This window comes from Lacihabitans soyangensis (assembly GCF_024343775.1).
Lineage (GTDB): Bacteria > Bacteroidota > Bacteroidia > Cytophagales > Spirosomataceae > Leadbetterella > Leadbetterella soyangensis.
Window position 1 is genome coordinate 1 of the sequence record NZ_RJUF01000028.1, and the last position, 17,637, is coordinate 17,637.

The 17,637-nt window shown below is 36.9% G+C and carries 16 protein-coding genes and 3 tRNA genes; 13 read left to right on the forward strand and 6 right to left on the reverse strand.

Features of this window, described 5'->3' with window-relative positions; translation table 11 throughout:
* Positions 1 to 176: 176 nt before the first annotated feature.
* On the forward strand, positions 177 to 347 hold the full coding sequence (locus EGI31_RS10505) for a hypothetical protein (RefSeq protein WP_255037191.1): 171 nt from the start codon (positions 177 to 179) through the stop codon (positions 345 to 347).
* 139 nt (positions 348 to 486) lie between these two features.
* Here EGI31_RS10505 and amaB read toward each other — a convergent pair whose 3' ends face one another.
* A complete protein-coding gene (gene amaB, locus EGI31_RS10510; protein ID WP_255037192.1) occupies positions 487 to 2,004 on the reverse strand; it encodes an L-piperidine-6-carboxylate dehydrogenase in 1,518 nt (505 codons plus the stop codon).
* A gap of 91 nt (positions 2,005 to 2,095) precedes the next feature.
* On the opposite strand from amaB, the gene EGI31_RS10515 reads away from it, so the two are divergent.
* The 3 genes from EGI31_RS10515 (at position 2,096) to EGI31_RS10525 (ending at position 4,701) form a co-directional block, all read left to right on the forward strand.
* On the forward strand, positions 2,096 to 3,073 hold the full coding sequence (locus tag EGI31_RS10515) for a zinc dependent phospholipase C family protein (RefSeq protein ID WP_255037193.1): 978 nt from the start codon (positions 2,096 to 2,098) through the stop codon (positions 3,071 to 3,073).
* Between the two features lie 67 nt (positions 3,074 to 3,140).
* Complete coding sequence (locus EGI31_RS10520) at positions 3,141 to 4,148, forward strand: hypothetical protein (protein ID WP_255037194.1); 1,008 nt, start codon at positions 3,141 to 3,143, stop codon at positions 4,146 to 4,148.
* 28 nt (positions 4,149 to 4,176) lie between these two features.
* Complete coding sequence (locus EGI31_RS10525) at positions 4,177 to 4,701, forward strand: nicotinamide mononucleotide transporter (protein WP_255037195.1); 525 nt, start codon at positions 4,177 to 4,179, stop codon at positions 4,699 to 4,701.
* Here EGI31_RS10525 and EGI31_RS10530 read toward each other — a convergent pair.
* Genes EGI31_RS10530 through EGI31_RS10540 form a run of 3 tightly spaced genes read right to left on the reverse strand, consistent with a single transcriptional unit; the run spans position 4,664 to position 7,355 of the window.
* On the reverse strand, positions 4,664 to 5,302 hold the full coding sequence (locus EGI31_RS10530; protein WP_255037196.1) for a polysaccharide deacetylase family protein: 639 nt from the start codon (positions 5,300 to 5,302) through the stop codon (positions 4,664 to 4,666). The genes EGI31_RS10525 and EGI31_RS10530 overlap by 38 nt on opposite strands.
* Entirely contained in the window at positions 5,278 to 6,390 is a 1,113-nt protein-coding gene (locus EGI31_RS10535) for a glycosyltransferase (protein WP_255037197.1), read from the reverse strand. Before EGI31_RS10535 ends, EGI31_RS10530 begins: the two co-directional genes overlap by 25 nt.
* On the reverse strand, positions 6,387 to 7,355 hold the full coding sequence (locus EGI31_RS10540) for a lysylphosphatidylglycerol synthase transmembrane domain-containing protein (RefSeq protein WP_255037198.1): 969 nt from the start codon (positions 7,353 to 7,355) through the stop codon (positions 6,387 to 6,389). Before EGI31_RS10540 ends, EGI31_RS10535 begins: the two co-directional genes overlap by 4 nt.
* A 17-nt stretch (positions 7,356 to 7,372) precedes the next feature.
* On the opposite strand from EGI31_RS10540, the gene ruvC reads away from it, so the two are divergent.
* The 9 genes from ruvC (at position 7,373) to EGI31_RS10585 (ending at position 15,173) form a co-directional block, all read left to right on the forward strand.
* Entirely contained in the window at positions 7,373 to 7,945 is a 573-nt protein-coding gene (gene ruvC, locus EGI31_RS10545) for a crossover junction endodeoxyribonuclease RuvC (protein ID WP_255037199.1), read from the forward strand.
* 131 nt (positions 7,946 to 8,076) lie between these two features.
* Positions 8,077 to 9,732, forward strand: a complete 1,656-nt coding sequence (locus tag EGI31_RS10550) for an autotransporter outer membrane beta-barrel domain-containing protein (protein WP_255037200.1) — start codon at positions 8,077 to 8,079, stop codon at positions 9,730 to 9,732.
* Positions 9,733 to 9,912: 180 nt separating this feature from the next.
* Positions 9,913 to 9,999 (forward strand) — tRNA-Ser (locus tag EGI31_RS10555).
* A gap of 20 nt (positions 10,000 to 10,019) precedes the next feature.
* Positions 10,020 to 10,094 (forward strand) — tRNA-Pro (locus EGI31_RS10560).
* 67 nt (positions 10,095 to 10,161) lie between these two features.
* A tRNA-Arg gene (locus EGI31_RS10565) sits at positions 10,162 to 10,235 on the forward strand.
* Between the two features lie 93 nt (positions 10,236 to 10,328).
* Positions 10,329 to 11,243 (forward strand): Ppx/GppA phosphatase family protein, encoded by a 915-nt coding sequence (locus EGI31_RS10570; protein ID WP_255037201.1) that lies wholly within the window; start codon positions 10,329 to 10,331, stop codon positions 11,241 to 11,243.
* Positions 11,244 to 11,321: 78 nt separating this feature from the next.
* On the forward strand, positions 11,322 to 12,866 hold the full coding sequence (locus EGI31_RS10575; RefSeq protein ID WP_255037202.1) for an NFACT RNA binding domain-containing protein: 1,545 nt from the start codon (positions 11,322 to 11,324) through the stop codon (positions 12,864 to 12,866).
* 179 nt (positions 12,867 to 13,045) lie between these two features.
* Positions 13,046 to 13,747, forward strand: a complete 702-nt coding sequence (deoD, locus tag EGI31_RS10580) for a purine-nucleoside phosphorylase (RefSeq protein WP_255037203.1) — start codon at positions 13,046 to 13,048, stop codon at positions 13,745 to 13,747.
* Between the two features lie 13 nt (positions 13,748 to 13,760).
* Entirely contained in the window at positions 13,761 to 15,173 is a 1,413-nt protein-coding gene (locus tag EGI31_RS10585) for a sulfatase family protein (RefSeq protein WP_255037204.1), read from the forward strand.
* A 5-nt stretch (positions 15,174 to 15,178) separates the two neighbouring features.
* On the opposite strand, the gene EGI31_RS10590 is transcribed toward EGI31_RS10585, so the two are convergent.
* Both EGI31_RS10590 and EGI31_RS10595 read right to left on the reverse strand, forming a co-directional pair.
* Positions 15,179 to 16,855: a DUF885 family protein gene (locus tag EGI31_RS10590; protein WP_255037205.1), complete on the reverse strand. Its 1,677-nt coding sequence runs from the start codon at positions 16,853 to 16,855 to the stop codon at positions 15,179 to 15,181.
* 19 nt (positions 16,856 to 16,874) lie between these two features.
* Positions 16,875 to 17,636, reverse strand: coding sequence for a cupin domain-containing protein (locus EGI31_RS10595; RefSeq protein ID WP_255037206.1), 762 nt, complete (start codon positions 17,634 to 17,636; stop codon positions 16,875 to 16,877).
* Position 17,637 lies beyond the last annotated feature (1 nt).

Sequence of the window (17,637 nt, forward strand, 5' to 3'; positions counted from 1 at the left end):
ATAACCAATTATCATTTCAACCTCAAAAATCAAACTTAATCCCCTGAACAAGCGGCAAAGTTTTTCGTAGTTGATGGAGTTGGTTTGGCTAAGTATGTAGGCTTTCCAGGTATCTGAGCCGCTTTCTCGGCCACCACTAACAACTTAATTGATAAATACTTTAAAAACGAATAGTTATGGGATACATAAAAGAACCAGAGGGAGTGGACTTAGTGATAAACGGAAAACCCTTAACAGACAAGCAAAAAAATGAAATTAGTGAGTTCATAAAGGCTGATAAAAAAAGGCTAGCAGAGTTAAAAATTCCCAGAGTAAAAAGTACGAATAGCAAACATCTAGCTGTTTGATAAAAAACTGAAAATTGGATAAACCTAGCAATTATTAAAATTAGTTTTTAGTCAGTTCTATGATGGTTCAACCACCATTGCGGAATCAAAATTGCTCATTTGGCAACATTTTATAAATATACACCATTCTAAATCGCTCTCAAAAATCAAACTTAATCCCCTGAGCCAGAGGCAAAGATTTTCCATAATTAATAGTATTGGTTTGGCGACGCATGTAGGCTTTCCAGGCATCTGAGCCACTTTCTCGGCCACCTCCGGTTTCTTTTTCACCACCAAAAGCACCACCAATTTCAGCTCCAGAGGTTCCGATGTTTACGTTGGCAATTCCACAATCCGAACCCGCATTTGACAAAAACCACTCTGATTCTTGCATATTATTGGTAAAAATAGCTGATGAAAGTCCCTGAGGTACAGCATTTTGTAAGGTTATGGCCTCCTCTAATGTTTCGTAAGCCATTACATAAAGAATCGGTGCAAAGGTCTCATTACAAACCACTTCTATTTGTTCTTTTACTTCAATTATCGTAGGTTCTACATAACATTTGCCCAAATTTGTCAAGAGATTTCCACCATATTTCAGCTCGCCACCGTTGTTCAAGGCACTGGTGATGGCGTTGAGGTACATTTCTACCGCAGCTTCGTCTATCAAAGGCCCGATATGATTTTCTTTGTTCAGTGGATCACCAATTTTCATTTGGCCATAAGCCGAAACCAAACTTTCCACCAATCTGTCTTTGAGTGAATTATGTACAATCAGACGTCTTGTAGAAGTACATCTTTGACCAGCAGTGCCTACTGCACCAAAAACTATGGCCGGCACAGCCAATTTCAAATCCGCATTTTCGGTAACTATAATGGCATTATTGCCACCCAATTCCAACAAACTTTTGCCTAGTCTGGCAGCCACATTTTGTGCAACCGCCTTGCCCATACGTGTACTTCCCGTAGCCGAAACCAAAGCCACTCGGGCATCTTTGGACATCAACTCGCCAATGTTTCTATCACCCACTATCAGACTGGATACACCTTCTGATACATTATTGTCTTTCAATACTTTGGCTATGATATTTTGGCAGGCAATAGCCGAAAGCGGTGCTTTCTCAGAAGGTTTCCACACGCATACGTCGCCACAAACCCAGGCCAACATAGCGTTCCATGACCACACCGCCACAGGAAAATTGAAAGCCGAAATGATACCGACAATTCCCAAAGGATGCCATTGCTCATACATGCGGTGTTGCGGCCGCTCCGAGTGCATGGTGAGGCCATACAGTTGTCGTGACAAACCCACGGCAAAATCACAAATATCGATGATTTCTTGAACCTCGCCCAAGCCCTCTTGAAGACTTTTACCCATTTCATAACTCACTAAATGGCCCAAATCCTCTTTATGTACACGAAAAGAATCACCCATTTGTCTCACTATTTCGCCTCTTTTGGGGGCAGGAACAGTTCTCCACTCTAAAAAGGCAGATTGTGCGATGCTAAGAATTTTCTCAAAATCATCAGCCGAACCCAAATTTACCGAAGCTATGCGACTGTCGTTTGTTGGAGAGAACGAATCTATCAATTCTCCTTGTCCGTTCCAATGGTATAATACTGTAGAAATCCCTGAATTTATGTCTTTTATGCCTAAGCGAGCGAGTCTGTCTTTCATTTGTTGACTATGTTAATTCACAAATTTATCAATTATTATTTTAGATTTATAGCTATTAATTATTAGGTTTGAAAAACTAAATTTTTGCTCAATGCTTTTAAATTTTTACCTTACCATTTCCACCGTATTTTTTCCACCTAAACCCACCACAGACCCGCCCGTTTGGGGTTTTTATGCCCACAGCCTCATCAACAGATTGGCCGTGTACAGTTTACCAAACGAAATGCTCGGTTTCTTTAAACAAAACATTGATTATGTGACAGATAACTCCGTAAATCCCGACCAAAGACGTTATGCCGTTGTCGGAGAAGCTCCACGCCATTTTATAGATTTAGACGATTATCCCGATTCTATCAGGGTCATTTTACCCAAACTCAGTTGGGCACAGGCCAAGGAAAAATTCAGCGAGGACTCCCTCCTAGCCCATGGTATAGTGCCTTGGCAGATTCAAAGGATGACTTTTCAGCTCACGCAGGCTTTTCTAAAAAAAGACAACAAGGATATTCTTCGAATTGCCACGGACTTGGGCCATTATATAGCCGACTCCAATGTTCCGCTGCATACCACAAGAAACTATAACGGACAGTTAACCAACCAGTTAGGCATTCACGGTTTTTGGGAGTCCCGATTACCCGAACTGTATAGCAAAGATTATGATTTATTGATTGGAAAAGCCGAATATGAAAATAATATCCAAAAACGCTCGTGGTCTGGGGTTCTAAACGCCAATGCCGCCTTGGATTCGGTCCTGCTTTTTGAAAAAATGCTTACTGAAAAAATAGACGAAGAAAAGAAATTTACGATAGAGGAAAGAAATGGCGTTACGGTGCGAGCCTATTCCAGAAATTTCTCCAAAGAATACCACAAAATGCTTGATAACCAAGTAGAAAGACAAATGAAGGCCTCGGTAAAAATGATAAGCGATATTTGGTTTACGGCCTGGGTAGATGCAGGTCAACCCGATCTAAAAGCCATTCCGAAATTAGAAGTTGACCCTAAAGAAGAGCAAGAAATAATGAAAGCCTGGTTACAACGTTTATTGAATGTTAGAAAAGAAGCCGATAATTGATTTGAAAACATTCCTCCTATTTATTTCATTTTTATATGTCCAAAATCTGGCTTGGGGTCAGTATTATATGAGTACTCCCAAAAAAGACCCAAGCATAAAAAACGTGGATTTTGATGTCGTAAGTGTCGAATTTGACACAAAATCGAATTTCATTGGCCAAATCTACACCAGCGAGAAACAAAAGCAAAACATTGGTTTCCAAAAAAGCATTGCTGGCAGTGTAGAAAATTACTATAAACTGTATAATACTGGCAAAAATGTAAAAGTAAAGGTCGTAATTAAAAATTTAAGCCTAAACGAAACCCTGAGTAATGCAAATAACGTTTCGGGCAACATAAATTATGAAATTGAGGCTTATTTTGAGAATGAAGATAAGTCCACCAAGTTATGTAATTCTCGCAATTCCGCCAAATATAGCCGAACTTTACAAGCATCCATGCTTCCAAATGTCGAAAAACAGATCATTGAAACGCTTGACAACGGCCTGAAATACATTATTGGCTATATCAAAAATTCTAAGCCAAATTTGGAAGCTTTTGCAACGGATTCTAAGGTTATAATTCGTTCGTTTCATGTAAAACCGGCCATAGATACCGTTTACTACCAACAAAGAAAGGTTACCTGGGCAGACTTTAATGGCCCAGTCAGAAACAATCACCAATATGGAGCAGCTATATTCACCAGTTTTGGGTTTGATAGCAAACTCACTGTTGAAAACAATGTCATCATTGCCGAAATAACACCAAAAGTTTACACCGACAAAAATATGTCATGGGCGAAGCCCGAGATAAAAACCTCTTATGCACTTTCGCATGAACAGTTGCATTTTGATATTTGTTACTTAAATACACTTCGTTTTTTACAAAAAATAAAAACTTTCAAAGAACCAACGCGTGATGATCTCATTAGTAGAATACAATACGAATATTTGGAGTTTTACAGAACAACCCACAACATGCAGACAAAATACGACGAAGAGACGAACCACAGCCTCGTAAAAGCCAAGCAAAAAGAGTGGGAGGATAAAATTAGAATGGAAATCAAGCAAATAGATACCCAAGAAATTTTCAATTAATGCTTACTTTTGAGAAAAAATCAATGGAATGCTTCAAATAGCGGTTGCTGGGCTATATTTTATCAACAAAGTACTTTTGAGCTTGAACAAAAAATCAGGCTGGCAAATAGGTATTTTAGCCTCTGTTCTGGCAGTCTTCTACTTTTTTAGCTTAAAAATGTATCTTTTGGTGGGTCTTGAAGTTGGTTTTATGGCTATACAAACTTTTGGCTTGCTCAATCATAAAGAAGAGGCAAAACACGAAAACCTACTTTATTTGGTCATGTCACTTTTGCTGATTTTACTCTATTTTGTACTCAAAAACAGTCCTTTTTTGGAGTTTTCAATATCGCTGGACTTTATTCTTGCCATATTTTTTCTGGCCAAAAAGAAGATAATCATTGGCTGGATAATTATGCTTTTGGGGCATTTTATGATGGCTTATTTTACATTTCAAAATCAACAGCACTTCTTCGCATTCATGCAGGTGTTGTCCATTTTTGTGGCTTTGTTTGCCATTTGGAGAATAAGGAAATTCAGCATTCAATGGTACAAAACTCGTAACCTTTTTTAGAGAAATGTTCTAAAAATCTCGGCAAAACGTAATACAAATTCTTTTGGGCTTTTAAACTGTCGTGAAAAAGGACAATAGAACCTTCTCGGGTTTGACGGATGGCTCTATTTAAACATTTCCTCTCGGATAAGTTAGCTTCATAATCTTTAGTTAAAACACTCCACATCAATATTTTATGCATTTTCAATATTTCATTTGCTTGCGAACGTTTAATTTGTCCATAAGGAGGTCTAAATAGGTTTGTGCCTGACGGTTTCAGTTCCGAAATGCTCTTTTCACACTCTTGAAAATTAGCCAAGTAGGTATCAGTTTCATTCTTCCAGCCTTTGATATGATTTTGGGTATGATTCCCCACACAGTGTCCATCAGTTAGTATTTTTTGAAATATCTCAGGGTATTTTCTAACATTATCACCCACAACAAAAAATGTGGACTTGGCATTGTATAAACGCAATTGTTCCAAGACCCATTCCGTAACTTCAGGAATCGGGCCATCGTCGAAAGTCAGATATATTTTTTTGTCTGAAGTTTTTACTCTCCAAACGTACCTCGGAAATAATATTTCAAATAACCAAGTCATTGCATTTTTCTTTGCTTCCAAGTGTAAGTTTTGTTAATAAAAATAGAACCTATGCCAAAAAATATAACATAAAATGGGTAAATGATTTGAACCAGAGGAATATATGCTACAGCCCTATTTTTGTTGAAAAACAGAAGAATTAATCCCAAAAATACAAACTCTAATATCAAGCGAGTTATTAGAATTTCAAAGGAAAAAGTAAAAGCCAAAAACAAGGTAGAAACATTGACAAAAAACACAAATGCAGCCAGTAATTTGGGCACAAAAGACTCATAATGAGTCCATTTGCTCGCCCAACGCTTTCTTTGATTATAAAATTCATTTAAGTTTCCACAGGCTGTAGTTTGCACAATACACTCGTTTGACTTCGCAAATAATACGCCGTCAGGATATTTTTGGGCTATTTTGTGCATCAAAAACTCGTCGTCTCCCGAAGCCAAATTCAGATTGCCTTGATATCCATCCACTTCTAAAAATGTAGACTTTCGATAAGCTAAATTTGCACCACTGCACATATTAGGTTTCCCCATAAAAATAGAAACGGCCGCACTTCCAACCAAGGAGGCAAACTCTACAATTTGTAATTTCTCCCAAATACTTACAAAAAAACCTTGACCCTTTTCTATAAATGTAACAGGGCCAGAAATGAACTTAATCTTTTCATTTTGAAACATCTGTACATATTGATTTAGAATATTTTCGGGCAGAATACAATCACCATCTGTGCAGAAAATCAGGTCATATTTTGCCAAATTCATGGCTTTTGTAATTGCATTTTTCTTGGGAGCATTTCCTCTTTCTTCATCTGTTAAATGTAAAATTTTCAAATCAAGTTTATCTAAATATTTTTCCGCTATTCTCACCGTTTCATCCACCGAGGCGTCATCGACTATGATAAGTTCCAAGACAATATTCTTCTGTTTAACTATACTTTCTATCAATAATGCGATGTTTTTGACTTCATTTCTGACGGGAACAATAACGGTAATTCCCGTCAACGAAGTAACATTTGAGGTAACATATTTGATATTATTGGAAAGCCAGATAACTATGAAAATAAGAAGTAAAAAACAGTACAAAACAACAAAACCGGCTGCCAAGTATATCATATTTTCGGTTTTAGAAATAAGCCAATAATGACAGGAAGAAATATATTCATCAACCAAACCACAAAAGTAGCGATAAGAATGAGACCACCGTTGGCATGATAAATTCCAAAAAAATGAACGCTAATAAACTCACGCAGGGTTAGATCTCCAAAGACATTCAATCCGCCTCCTACGGTCTTTACCAGCAGCATGAGATTCACACCGATAAAGATTATCACTTTAGGCAAATCTACTCCCAAACTAATATAAAACAACCAAAACTGTAGGTTATAAACCAAAGTTCGCCCAAACGAAAGCATCAATACCTTCATTCTTAGGACATTACTCAGATTTATATCCATTTTCGATGCCTCCAAATACGGCCTAATGATTTTTCCTTTTGCCAAAAAGTGCCACGAAAACTTAATTTTTAACACAAAAAATAAACCTAGAAATGTAGAAATTATCAGTAAAATGTTCGGGAAAATAAGTAGATTTTTTAAGCTATCAGTTGACAAATTCCACCAAAACAAAAAAGCCATACCACCAAAAACAATGGCAGTATAAGTCTGGCAAGCACTATTAAACATGTTCAAGGCCATGGCTTCTGCCCTATGTTCTTTTTTAAAATCAATACTTCTACCCAAAAAGTCCCCTATCATAAACGGTGTAAGTAATCCTACTCTTAGTCCTCGTAAAACTTCAATAGTAGAATCTCTAAAGCTCCGTGCTTCTATCTGAGTACTCAACAAATTCCATTTCGATATTTCAAAAAAATAATTCAGAAAAAGTAGTGCAATTGCAGCCAAAAAATAAGCTAAATTGCCCCTTAAAGTTATTAATGTTTCAAAGAACAGAGCACTTGTTATATGTAAAGTTTTGATTTTCAGCAACAACAGAATCATTATACAAACCAAAAACACAAATTTCAGAAACTTGGTATTTCTGAAGAAAGTATTGGAGAGCTTTTCACTTTTGTTATTCAATATCAATTTCAAGCAATTTGGAAGCAAATTTAACTGAAAAAATCATACTTGGTATCGACCCTGGGACTCGTATCTTGGGCTACGGCGTTATATCAGTGAAAGGCTCGAAACTCGAAATAATACAATATGGTGTACTTCGACTAGAAAAACTGGCTTCTCACGAGTTAAAACTCAAAAAGATTTTTGAGAGAATCACTCAAATTATAACAGAGTATCTTCCTGACGAAATGGCCATTGAAGCTCCTTTTTATGGCGAAAACGTGCAATCTATGCTAAAATTGGGCAGAGCTCAAGGCGTAGCCATGGCTGCGGCTTTGGCCAAAGACATAAACATAGTGGAATACTTACCCAAAAAAGTTAAGCAAAGTGTCACTGGAAATGGAAATGCTTCCAAAGAACAAGTAGCCTACATGTTGGAGAAACTATTTAATCAAACCCTCGAAAAAAGGACTTTAGACGCCACTGATGCACTGGCAGTGGCAGTTTGTCATTTTATGCACGCCAAAACCAAGGCCTTAACGGGCAACAACTCCAAAAAATCAGGTTGGTCGGCATTCCTCTCAGAAAACCCAGAAAGGCTAAAAAAGTAATCAAAACCCCACCATCTCAACCACTTTTCACCTCTTTTCGACCAACTATCGACTTATCAACTGGTTATTTTTCATTGGCATTGTTATTGAAGCATTACTTCCATATGTGTTTCCTAAAATTATTGTTTTCTATGAAAAAAATCCTACTTTCAATCCTAACTTATTTTACTGTGACTATGCTTTACGGGCAGAGCGTTGAATTTAGCCCTAGCGGGCCAGTAAATCTTAAATTGGGAAACTATTACAGTCCGTCCTCACCTTCAGGTCCAAGTAATAAACTAGTCATTTATAATCGCGGCTCTGAATCATCTGGCCTAACATTGATAGATTCTGCAATAGGTGGATCAAATAACGTAAGTGCTATCTACTCCGAAGCAGGTGAGAGTACCGTCAAAGGTTTTTTTATGGGGAATTTTTCAGATTCTCCAGTCGTAATATTCAATAAATTCAAAAACACAAATAATCTCTTTCTAACACCAAACGGCAACGTAGGCATTGGATGTAATATTTATGGAATAGCCAATACACAAAAATTACATGCTAAACTACATGTCAAAGGAATTGGTGATAGTCTTTATAACATCAGCCAAATTGGTAACTCAGCCGTCGGGGTTTTAGTCAATGGGGTTGGAAAGGTTAATTCAAACACCACTCGAATTGGCTTGGTGTCACAAATGGAAGGATCAGGTTCATCAGTCAACAATGTTACTAATATTGGCCTTTATGGCTCTCCTTCATTGACGGATACCAGTCAAGCAAACGGAATCGGAGTGGCAGCCAGCAGTTTCTTAAAGACCACTGGATTCTCGTCGGCAATGACCGCAAAAAGTAAGAACCTGGGTTTTGGTCCATCCTATGGTCTTCAATTAGAGTCCAGTTCTTCTGCAGGTGCCACCTATGGTGCAACCTCTAGCGTTAGTGGCGGCCTACTTAACTTTGGTTTTTACTCTAATGTTAGTACAGTAACATCCTCTCCATCCCCATCTTATGGATATTATTCGAATATCCAGAATGCAAGTAACTCCAATGCGGTCTATGGCTATTATGCTGATATCTCAAAAGTAACAGGTTCGGCCTCATCTTTTGGTTTTTTATCAAAAATAAACAATGCCAACGGCATATCGGGAATCGGAACTTATTCAAGAGTAAGTACAATAAACGCACCTGCGTTTGGAAGTTTTAGTAACGCCATCGGAAACAATCAAAATTATGGCGTTTTTGGTTTTGCGGATGGAGGTATTCAAAATATTGCCATTTATGGGGGATTAGGTGAGACAGCATCAATTACAGACTTCGCAGGTTACTTCTCAGGGAACGTTCATGTAAATGGTATTCTATCTAAAAGTAGTGGAACATTCAAAATAGACCATCCACTTGACCCAGAAAACAAAACCTTAAGCCATAGTTTTGTGGAAAGTCCCGAAATGATGAACATTTACAATGGAAACATCACGACCGACAACAACGGAGAGTCTGTTGTTCAACTCCCAACCTATTTTGAAGCACTAAACGAAAACTTCCGATACCAATTGACCGTCATTGGTAAATTTGCACAAGCTATAGTTTTCGAAAAAATAAAGGGGAATAGTTTTAAAATTAAAACCGACCTAGCCAACACGGAAGTAAGTTGGCAGGTTACTGGTACTCGAAAAGATGCATTTGCAAAACAAAATCCGATTGTAGTTGAGCAAAACAAAGCTGATAAAGACAAGGGAAAATATCTAAATCCAAAAGCCTTCAACAAAACAACAAGTCACAGTATGCACCAAATACCAGAATTGAATTAATTTTTATGAAAATTCAAAAAAAAGAAAAATTATCAAAAAAAAGTTAAAATAGTAAAGTATTATCTTTCAATAAATTAAGGCAAAACACGATTATTTATCGGGAAAAACAAGGATTATTTTGATTTTAAGTTTTGCTAATAAAAAAAAAGGGTCTATATTTGCAAACCTTTTCGGAGAGACGGAGAGATGGGTGAGTGGCTGAAACCACCAGTTTGCTAAACTGACGTACTGGTAACGGTACCGCGGGTTCGAATCCCGCTCTCTCCGCTGAAATTTTGAAGGCACCTCGGGGTGTAGCGTAGCCCGGTCATCGCGCCTGCTTTGGGAGCAGGAGGTCGCAAGTTCGAATCTTGCCACCCCGACAAAAAAGAGCAGCATTTGCTGCTCTTTTAAATTACAAGAGTTCTGTTTCGTAACAGAATTTTAGTTGGTTCCATAGCTCAGCTGGATAGAGCAACAGATTTCTAATCTGTGGGTCGCAGGTTCGAATCCTGCTGGGATCACAATTAAGCTCAAACTATGGTTTGGGCTTTTTTGTTTTCAATCAATTTTGCATTCAGAATTGAGCGACTGTCCGAAACTCATCATATCTAATCATGAAAAAAGCAATTATAGATCTAGGGACAAATACTTTTCATCTGATGATCTTTGAGGGACAAAATATCCTTTTCAAGACTTCAATAGCTTCGAAAATTGGACAGGGCGGTATTAATCAAAATATTATTACTGAAGATGGAATACAAAGAGCCTTAGCTGTTTTGACTACTTTCAAACAAAAGCTTATTGAATTTGAGGTTGACTTTGCTAATGTATTTGCGTTTGGAACCAGTGCAATAAGGAACGCCAACAATCAAGAAGCGTTTGTTGAAAGAGTTAGAAATGAAACCCAAATAACGGTAACGGTAATTGATGGTAACAAGGAAGCCGAGTTAATATATACAGGTGTCAGCAATGCTGTGAAAATTGACAAAAATGCCTTGATTGTGGATATTGGTGGTGGCAGTGTGGAATTTATTCTTTGTAATCCTGAAAAAATACTTTGGAAAAGGAGTTTCGAGATTGGCGGTCAACGACTAATGGAAAAATTCATGAAAAAAGATAAGATTTCACAAACCGAAATGGGTAGACTTGAAGAATATCTCCGTCAAGAACTTTTGCCGCTTACAAACGCCGTTCATCAATACCAGCCAGAGGTTCTAATTGGTTCTTCGGGTTCATTTGACACTTTGAACGATATGTTTTTTTGGAAAAAAACTGGTGACTTCGCCCCTACTGACATTGTTGGTTTTGATTATCCAATTTCTGAGTTTTGGATTGCCTTCGAGCAACTCATATTTGCCAATCATGAAGAAAGAATGAAAATAGGCGGAATGATTCCGCTACGAGTGGATATGATTGTAGTGGCTGTTTGTCTTATTAAATTCGTTTTGCAAACCTATAACATCAACGAAATAAAAATATCAAATTATGCTTTGAAAGAAGGAGCGTTTTTTAATTTGGCAATGTTTTAATTCCTTAGGGATTAGATACTCAGCAAGCCATGCACTATTCAAAACCATTAACACATTAACCAATTAACAAATAAATAGGTGCATAACAATTATCATTTTCTCAAACATTTGGCTAAGGAATTAAAAGCATTGCTTTTGGATTCCGAACTGGTTGCATGTTTTAGTCAAGAAAAAGACGAACTCATAATTGGATTTGAGAAAAATGGTAAAGAATCGTTTTTAAAATGTACGCTGAAGCCGGACTTTTCTTGCTTAACTACTCAAAGCGAGTTTGCCAGGGCCAGAAAGAACACCGTTAGTCTTTGGGAAGAAATATACCATAAGAAAGTTCAAGACATTGCAATTTTTGAGAATGAGAGAGCAATAAAAATAGAATTAGAGGACAAATATTTATTAATTATTAAGTTGTTTGGAAACAGGCCGAATCTACTGGTTTATCACTTTTCAGAACAGATTGCCATTTTCAATAATTCACTTGCATCTGACAAGACATTAGGTATTTCGGATTTTGAAAAAGTCGCTGATTTAGGTTTTCAAAACTTCCAAAATCATAAAGGAAATTACCGAAAAGTATTCTTTACATTTGGCAAAAACCTCTTCACTTATCTGGATTCTAATATTCTGGATGCGTCAATCGAAGAGAAATGGAGCTTTATCCAGGAATTTCTTAGAAAAGCCGAAAAACCTGAATTTTATATTGGTTATCTTAACGAAATCCCAAGTCTTTGTATTTTTCCGATTGAGGATTACAAGTATAAGTTTAACAATGCTTTAGAATCTACCAATGCTTTTTATCTTTTTTATCAGAAAGAATATTCTTTTGCCCACCAAAAGCAACAGCTCTTGACAAGTCTTGAAAAAGAAAAATCTAAAACTGAAGCTTACCTAAAAAACACCCAAGAGAAACTAGAAAACCTAAAGACTGGGCTATCAAAAGAAATTATAGCCAATATTTTGATGGCTAATTTACACGCTGTAAATGAGGGAATTACCGAAATCGAACTTTTGAATTTTTATACGAATACACCTATAAAAATTAAGCTAAAGGCAGACCTTTCTCCACAAAAAAATGCTGAAAACTATTTTAGAAAAAGCAAAAACGAGCAACAAGAGGTAAATGCTATTGAGAAAAATATAGAAAATGCAATTTCTAAAATTTTGAACTTCGAAACTCGAATCGAAGCGGTCAATTCTACTGTGAACTTTAAAGAACTTAAGGGATTAGTTAAAGTACAAAAGAGAGAGACAAATGAAATTGAAAGTCCTAAAAGTTTATTTCGAGAATATATATTTGAAGGGAACTTAATATTGGTAGGAAAAAACTCTAAAAATAACGATACCCTAACCCTAAAACACGCCCAAAAGGAGGATTATTGGCTTCATGCACGCGATTGTGCAGGCTCGCATGTAGTTATAAAACGAAAAAACAAAGATAATCTACCCAATCATGTTATAGAGTTTGCGGCTAGTTTGGCAGCATACTATTCAAAAAGAAAAAATGAAAGTGTTGTTCCGGTTATTTTGACTCAAAAAAAATTCGTAAGAAAACCCAAAGGACTTCCTGATGGTCAAGTAATTGTGGATAAAGAATCTACCATTATGATTGAACCTTTTCAGCCATGAGCTTTAAGACATTATCCTTTCCCTCTAGAATATAGGAGCATAATTCCAAGTTTTTTGTAACATCCACAATCTCAAAGCCAATCTTATCGATATCTTACTTATATTTGTTCTGGTTTAATTTACAGAAAATACTATTTTTAACCGCAATAATTAAGATCAATAAAACTTAAAATTTAATAATGAGGAGTTTACACCTAGAAGCTGAAATTGGCCAAATTGCAGAAACCGTGCTGTTACCAGGCGATCCATTAAGAGCCAAATTTGTAGCTGAAAATTTCTTAACTGATGTAGTTTGTTACAACAAAGTACGTGGCATGTACGGCTTTACGGGCAATTACAAAGGTCAAAAAGTATCCATACAAGGCACCGGAATGGGCATGGGAAGTGCGGGAATATATATTCACGAATTGATAAATACATATAGATGCCAAAACTTAATTCGTGTAGGTACATGCGGATCTATTCAGCCCGAACTTGATTTAGGACAAGTTATATTGGCCATGAGTGCCTCTGGCGACTCTGACGCTAATAGCTTATTATTCAAAGGAATGCATTATGCAGCCACTGCAGATTTTGATTTACTTTACAAGGCATATGAATTAGCAAAAGAACTCAAAATCAAGACACACACTGGATCAGTTTTTAGTACAAATACCTTTTATGACTTAGAACCCAATCGTTGGGAAGTATGGCAAAAGCACGGTGTTTTGGGTGTAGATATGGAATCACAAATATTGTTTACCATAGCCAAAAGATTTGGTGCAAAAGCCCTGGCTCTATTGACCGTTAGCGACAACATCATCACTGGAACGGCTTCTTCGCAACAAGAAAGAGAAAATACTTTCAATGACATGATGAAAATTGCGTTGGGATTGGCCTAAAATATTGTCCGATATGAGAAATTTGAAAATAATAGTATTAGTTTTTACTCTATTGGGTTTGACGAATTTTGAATTGTTTGCCCAACAAGAAAAGCCGAACGTAATTTTCATTTTGATTGATGACCTTGGCTTTGGAGATTTAGCGAATTATGGACATTTAATTGCCAAAACACCTAACATTGACAAATTCACTAAGCAAGGAATAAAATTCACGAATTTTTACAGTCCATCACCCCTATGTTCGCCTTCAAGATCATCCATGCTTACAGGAAGAACCCCATATCGTTTAGGTATACAGAGCTGGATTCCGGAAGGAGATAATGTTTACTTACGCCAGAATGAAATAACAATGGGGAATCTTTTGAAGAACAATGGATATCAATGTTTTCTCTCTGGAAAATGGCATTTAAATGGTGGTTTAAACGAGAAATCACATTCTCAGCCAAAAGACGCTGGGTTTGACAAGTGGATGGCTTTACATGCCTTTGCAATACCAAACCACAAAGATCCGATCAACTTCTACGAAGATGGGAAACCTCTGGGAAAAATTGAAGGATACTCAGGGACAATTGTTGTGAATAAGGCCTTAGAATATTTAGAAACTAGAGATAAGAATAAACCCTTCTTTCTCTATTTACCTATGAATGAGGTACATGGGCAAATTGCAAGTCCTCTAAAATATCTCAAAAAGTACAGTAAATACATCAAAGAGGAAATTGATCTTGAACATTTAAAAGATAACGGCCCGGGCGAATATTACGCCAATATCTCATTTATGGATTCCGAAATCGGACGAATATTGAATTATTTGGACAAAAAAAGGCTGGATAAAAATACGATTGTCATTTTTGCCAGTGACAATGGCCCCGTAACAAATCAATGGAGAAAATTCTATGAAATAAATCTTAACGGAAGTACAGGTGGCTTCCGTGGCAGGAAGGCTGACCTTTATGAAGGTGGGATTCACGTTCCTGCCATTATTCGATATCCGGGCTTAATTGAACCTGGATTGGTATCCTCAGAACCTATACATGGTTATGATTTTTTTCCAACTTTATTTTCGATGTTAAATATTCCAATTCCGAAAGACAGAGAAATCGACGGCATAGACATATCTCCATTGTTCAAGAAAAAAACAATTGTTAGGAACAAACCACTATTTTGGGCTTTTGAAACTCGGCCAGCAGACGACCCAGAAGGCTATTTTTATGCAGCACGCGATGGTGATTGGAAAATAATTACCGATTATAATGTTAGCAAAGTCAAGCTTTTTAATCTTAAAAATGACCGCTTTGAAGTCAATGAAATCAGTAAGACCAACCTAGAAATAGTTAATAAATTAAAAGCTTACATCTTAGAAATGAAAGTTAGTATTGAGAATGACCCACTGAGGCCAAAAGATGTAAGTGCACCCAACATGGATTGATATAATCAATCCAAAAACTTCCAATCAGCTATTTTATCTTTTTTTAAATCTTCACCTTTAAGTATAGCCTTTACCAACTCAACAGGCATGGTGTTATTTTGTAAAATAGTATCATGGAATTGTTTCTCTGGCATCTTCCCAGACTCAACTAATTCTTTCTTGAGGCTATAAAACTGCAAACCGCCAATCATATAAGCAATCTGATAAAGAGGGCCATATCTACCTGTAAACGAACGCCTTACTTCGGCTTCGGCATTGGCTCTTTCATGCCCTACTTTGTCAACAAGTAGGTCAATACACTGCTGCGGTGTCATTTTTTCAAGATGATAATTCAACGAGAAAATGATCCTTGCACAACGGTGCATTCTCCAAAATAACATTCCTATTTTCTCCTCTGGTGTTCTTGGAAATCCTTTATCCCAAAGGTTAAATTCCCAATACAAAGCCCAACCTTCCGTCCAAAATGGAGTACCAAACGCTCTACGGTAGGGCTTATAGCGTTGATTCATAAACTGTTGTAAATGATGCCCAGGTATTAATTCGTGTTGAACGGTTGCTCTCGAAAAATATGGATTATTACCCCTCATACTCATCATTTTGTCGTCGTGGTCCATAGCGGCTGTCGGATATGCCACCATTATTTGTTCTCCACCCAAGAAAAACGGACTGACTTTTTGTTGTTCTGCGGAGAGCATCACTGTTCTCCAAGTTTCTTTCGCTAAAGCCGGAACTGTTACCAAATCTCTATCTTCTACATATTTTATGGCCTCCCAAGCCAACTTATTTACATCTTCCTGCCATTGGCCTGGCGGCACGTAGGTTTGTTTTACATGCTCCAATGCCTTTTTCCAGTCATTTCCAAAGCCTAGTTCATTTGAGGCCTTGAGCATTTCTTTTTCGCACCAGGCAAACTGTTTGTTTGCCTCAGCAATGAGTTGTTCTGGCGAGTAGGCAATAAATTCGAAGGATAAATCTTTTAAAAGTGCTTCCCTACCTAGCGGTTTTCCAATTATTCCACTCCCATCATCTTTCACCAAGGTGTTTGCAAAATGTTTGCGAAGCAAACCTTCATATTCTTCAAAAGTCTTCATTAACTTTTTGTGTGGGGTTTGCATCCACCAGTAAAACTCCGGGTTATACTCGTTATAAAACTTATAAGATTCTTCCGTTGCTTTTATAAGTTCCTTTACTATATCTGCAGCCAACTCGGCTTTTTGCCAACTGTCAAATGGTTTCATTGTTTTTAAAGCGGTGATTTCTGCCCTTATTTCTTTTTCTACCGAGTTAAAATCCGCAGCCAATTTATCTGATTTTGGATTAACACCAGTCTTCCGACTTTCATTGAAACTATATATTGCCTGGGCCTTTTCAACCACACTTTTAACTTCATTAAAGGCCTTAAACTCTAAGCCATGAAAGTAAATACTTTTATCTATTTGATTTCTAAGTAGAACAAAATCAACTTTTTGATCTTTGGTTAATGTCTCAAAATTGATTTTATTCAGACCTTGCCTTGCTTCTGCATAAAATTTAGCAAATCTTTCAAAGTGAACCTCTGAAAGGGCATTCGGATATTTTCTTTGCAAGGCACCCTTGTCAGCCTGATAGGAGGATACGATTTCGTTGAAATCTGTGGCATAAAGATTCCAACTCACAAAAAACAAAAGGACGAGGAGTTTCATTAGATGAAGTATTTAATTTTTAGTTAAATTGAAAAGCAAAATAAGTAGTAGGACCTTTACCGATGTTGGTTAAATTATGTAAGTGATTCGATGGTAAAAAGAAAAGATCTCCCTTTGAACCTTCATAAAAACTCTCACCAATCTGCATTCTGGCATTACCATTGACTATTAGTATCATTTCTTCGGCGATATGCTTATGAGGTGCATGGCTATTTAAACCTTCTTTTAGCGTAGTCACATGCATCTCTACACGGTCGAACATAACAGTAGGTCTGTCAAAAAAATCTCTCCGCCCTCCTTTATCGTGGGGTTTGAAAATAACCGAATTCCAATCTACCATTTGAGATTTGGCTAGTTCTTGTTTATTCTTTTGAATCTTAGATTTATAAATCAGAACAAAATAGCTGACGTCATTTTTACTAAGATTGTTCATTTGTTGCATATCTTTGGGCATAATCAACAATACACTGCCAGGTCCAAGTTCTTTTGTTTCATCATTTATGGTCACTGTTAAAACACCTTCTTGGATAATTATAAGTTCTTCATCAACTTCTTGTGTATGAGCAGGTCTGCGTTTATGGCCCGGTTTGAGTGTAGAATGGTGAATACTGATTTTCTCCATAAAATCAGTTTGTTCATTCTTAATGATTTGTCTAAAAACCCTACTATCGTCTTCACTTTTGGGTAATTCATACAAATGAAAAACTTGGCCTTGAAGCAAATTTTGAGAGAAAACCGTTTTGATACCCATACAGAAGAGAGCGATTATTAGAAATTTCATT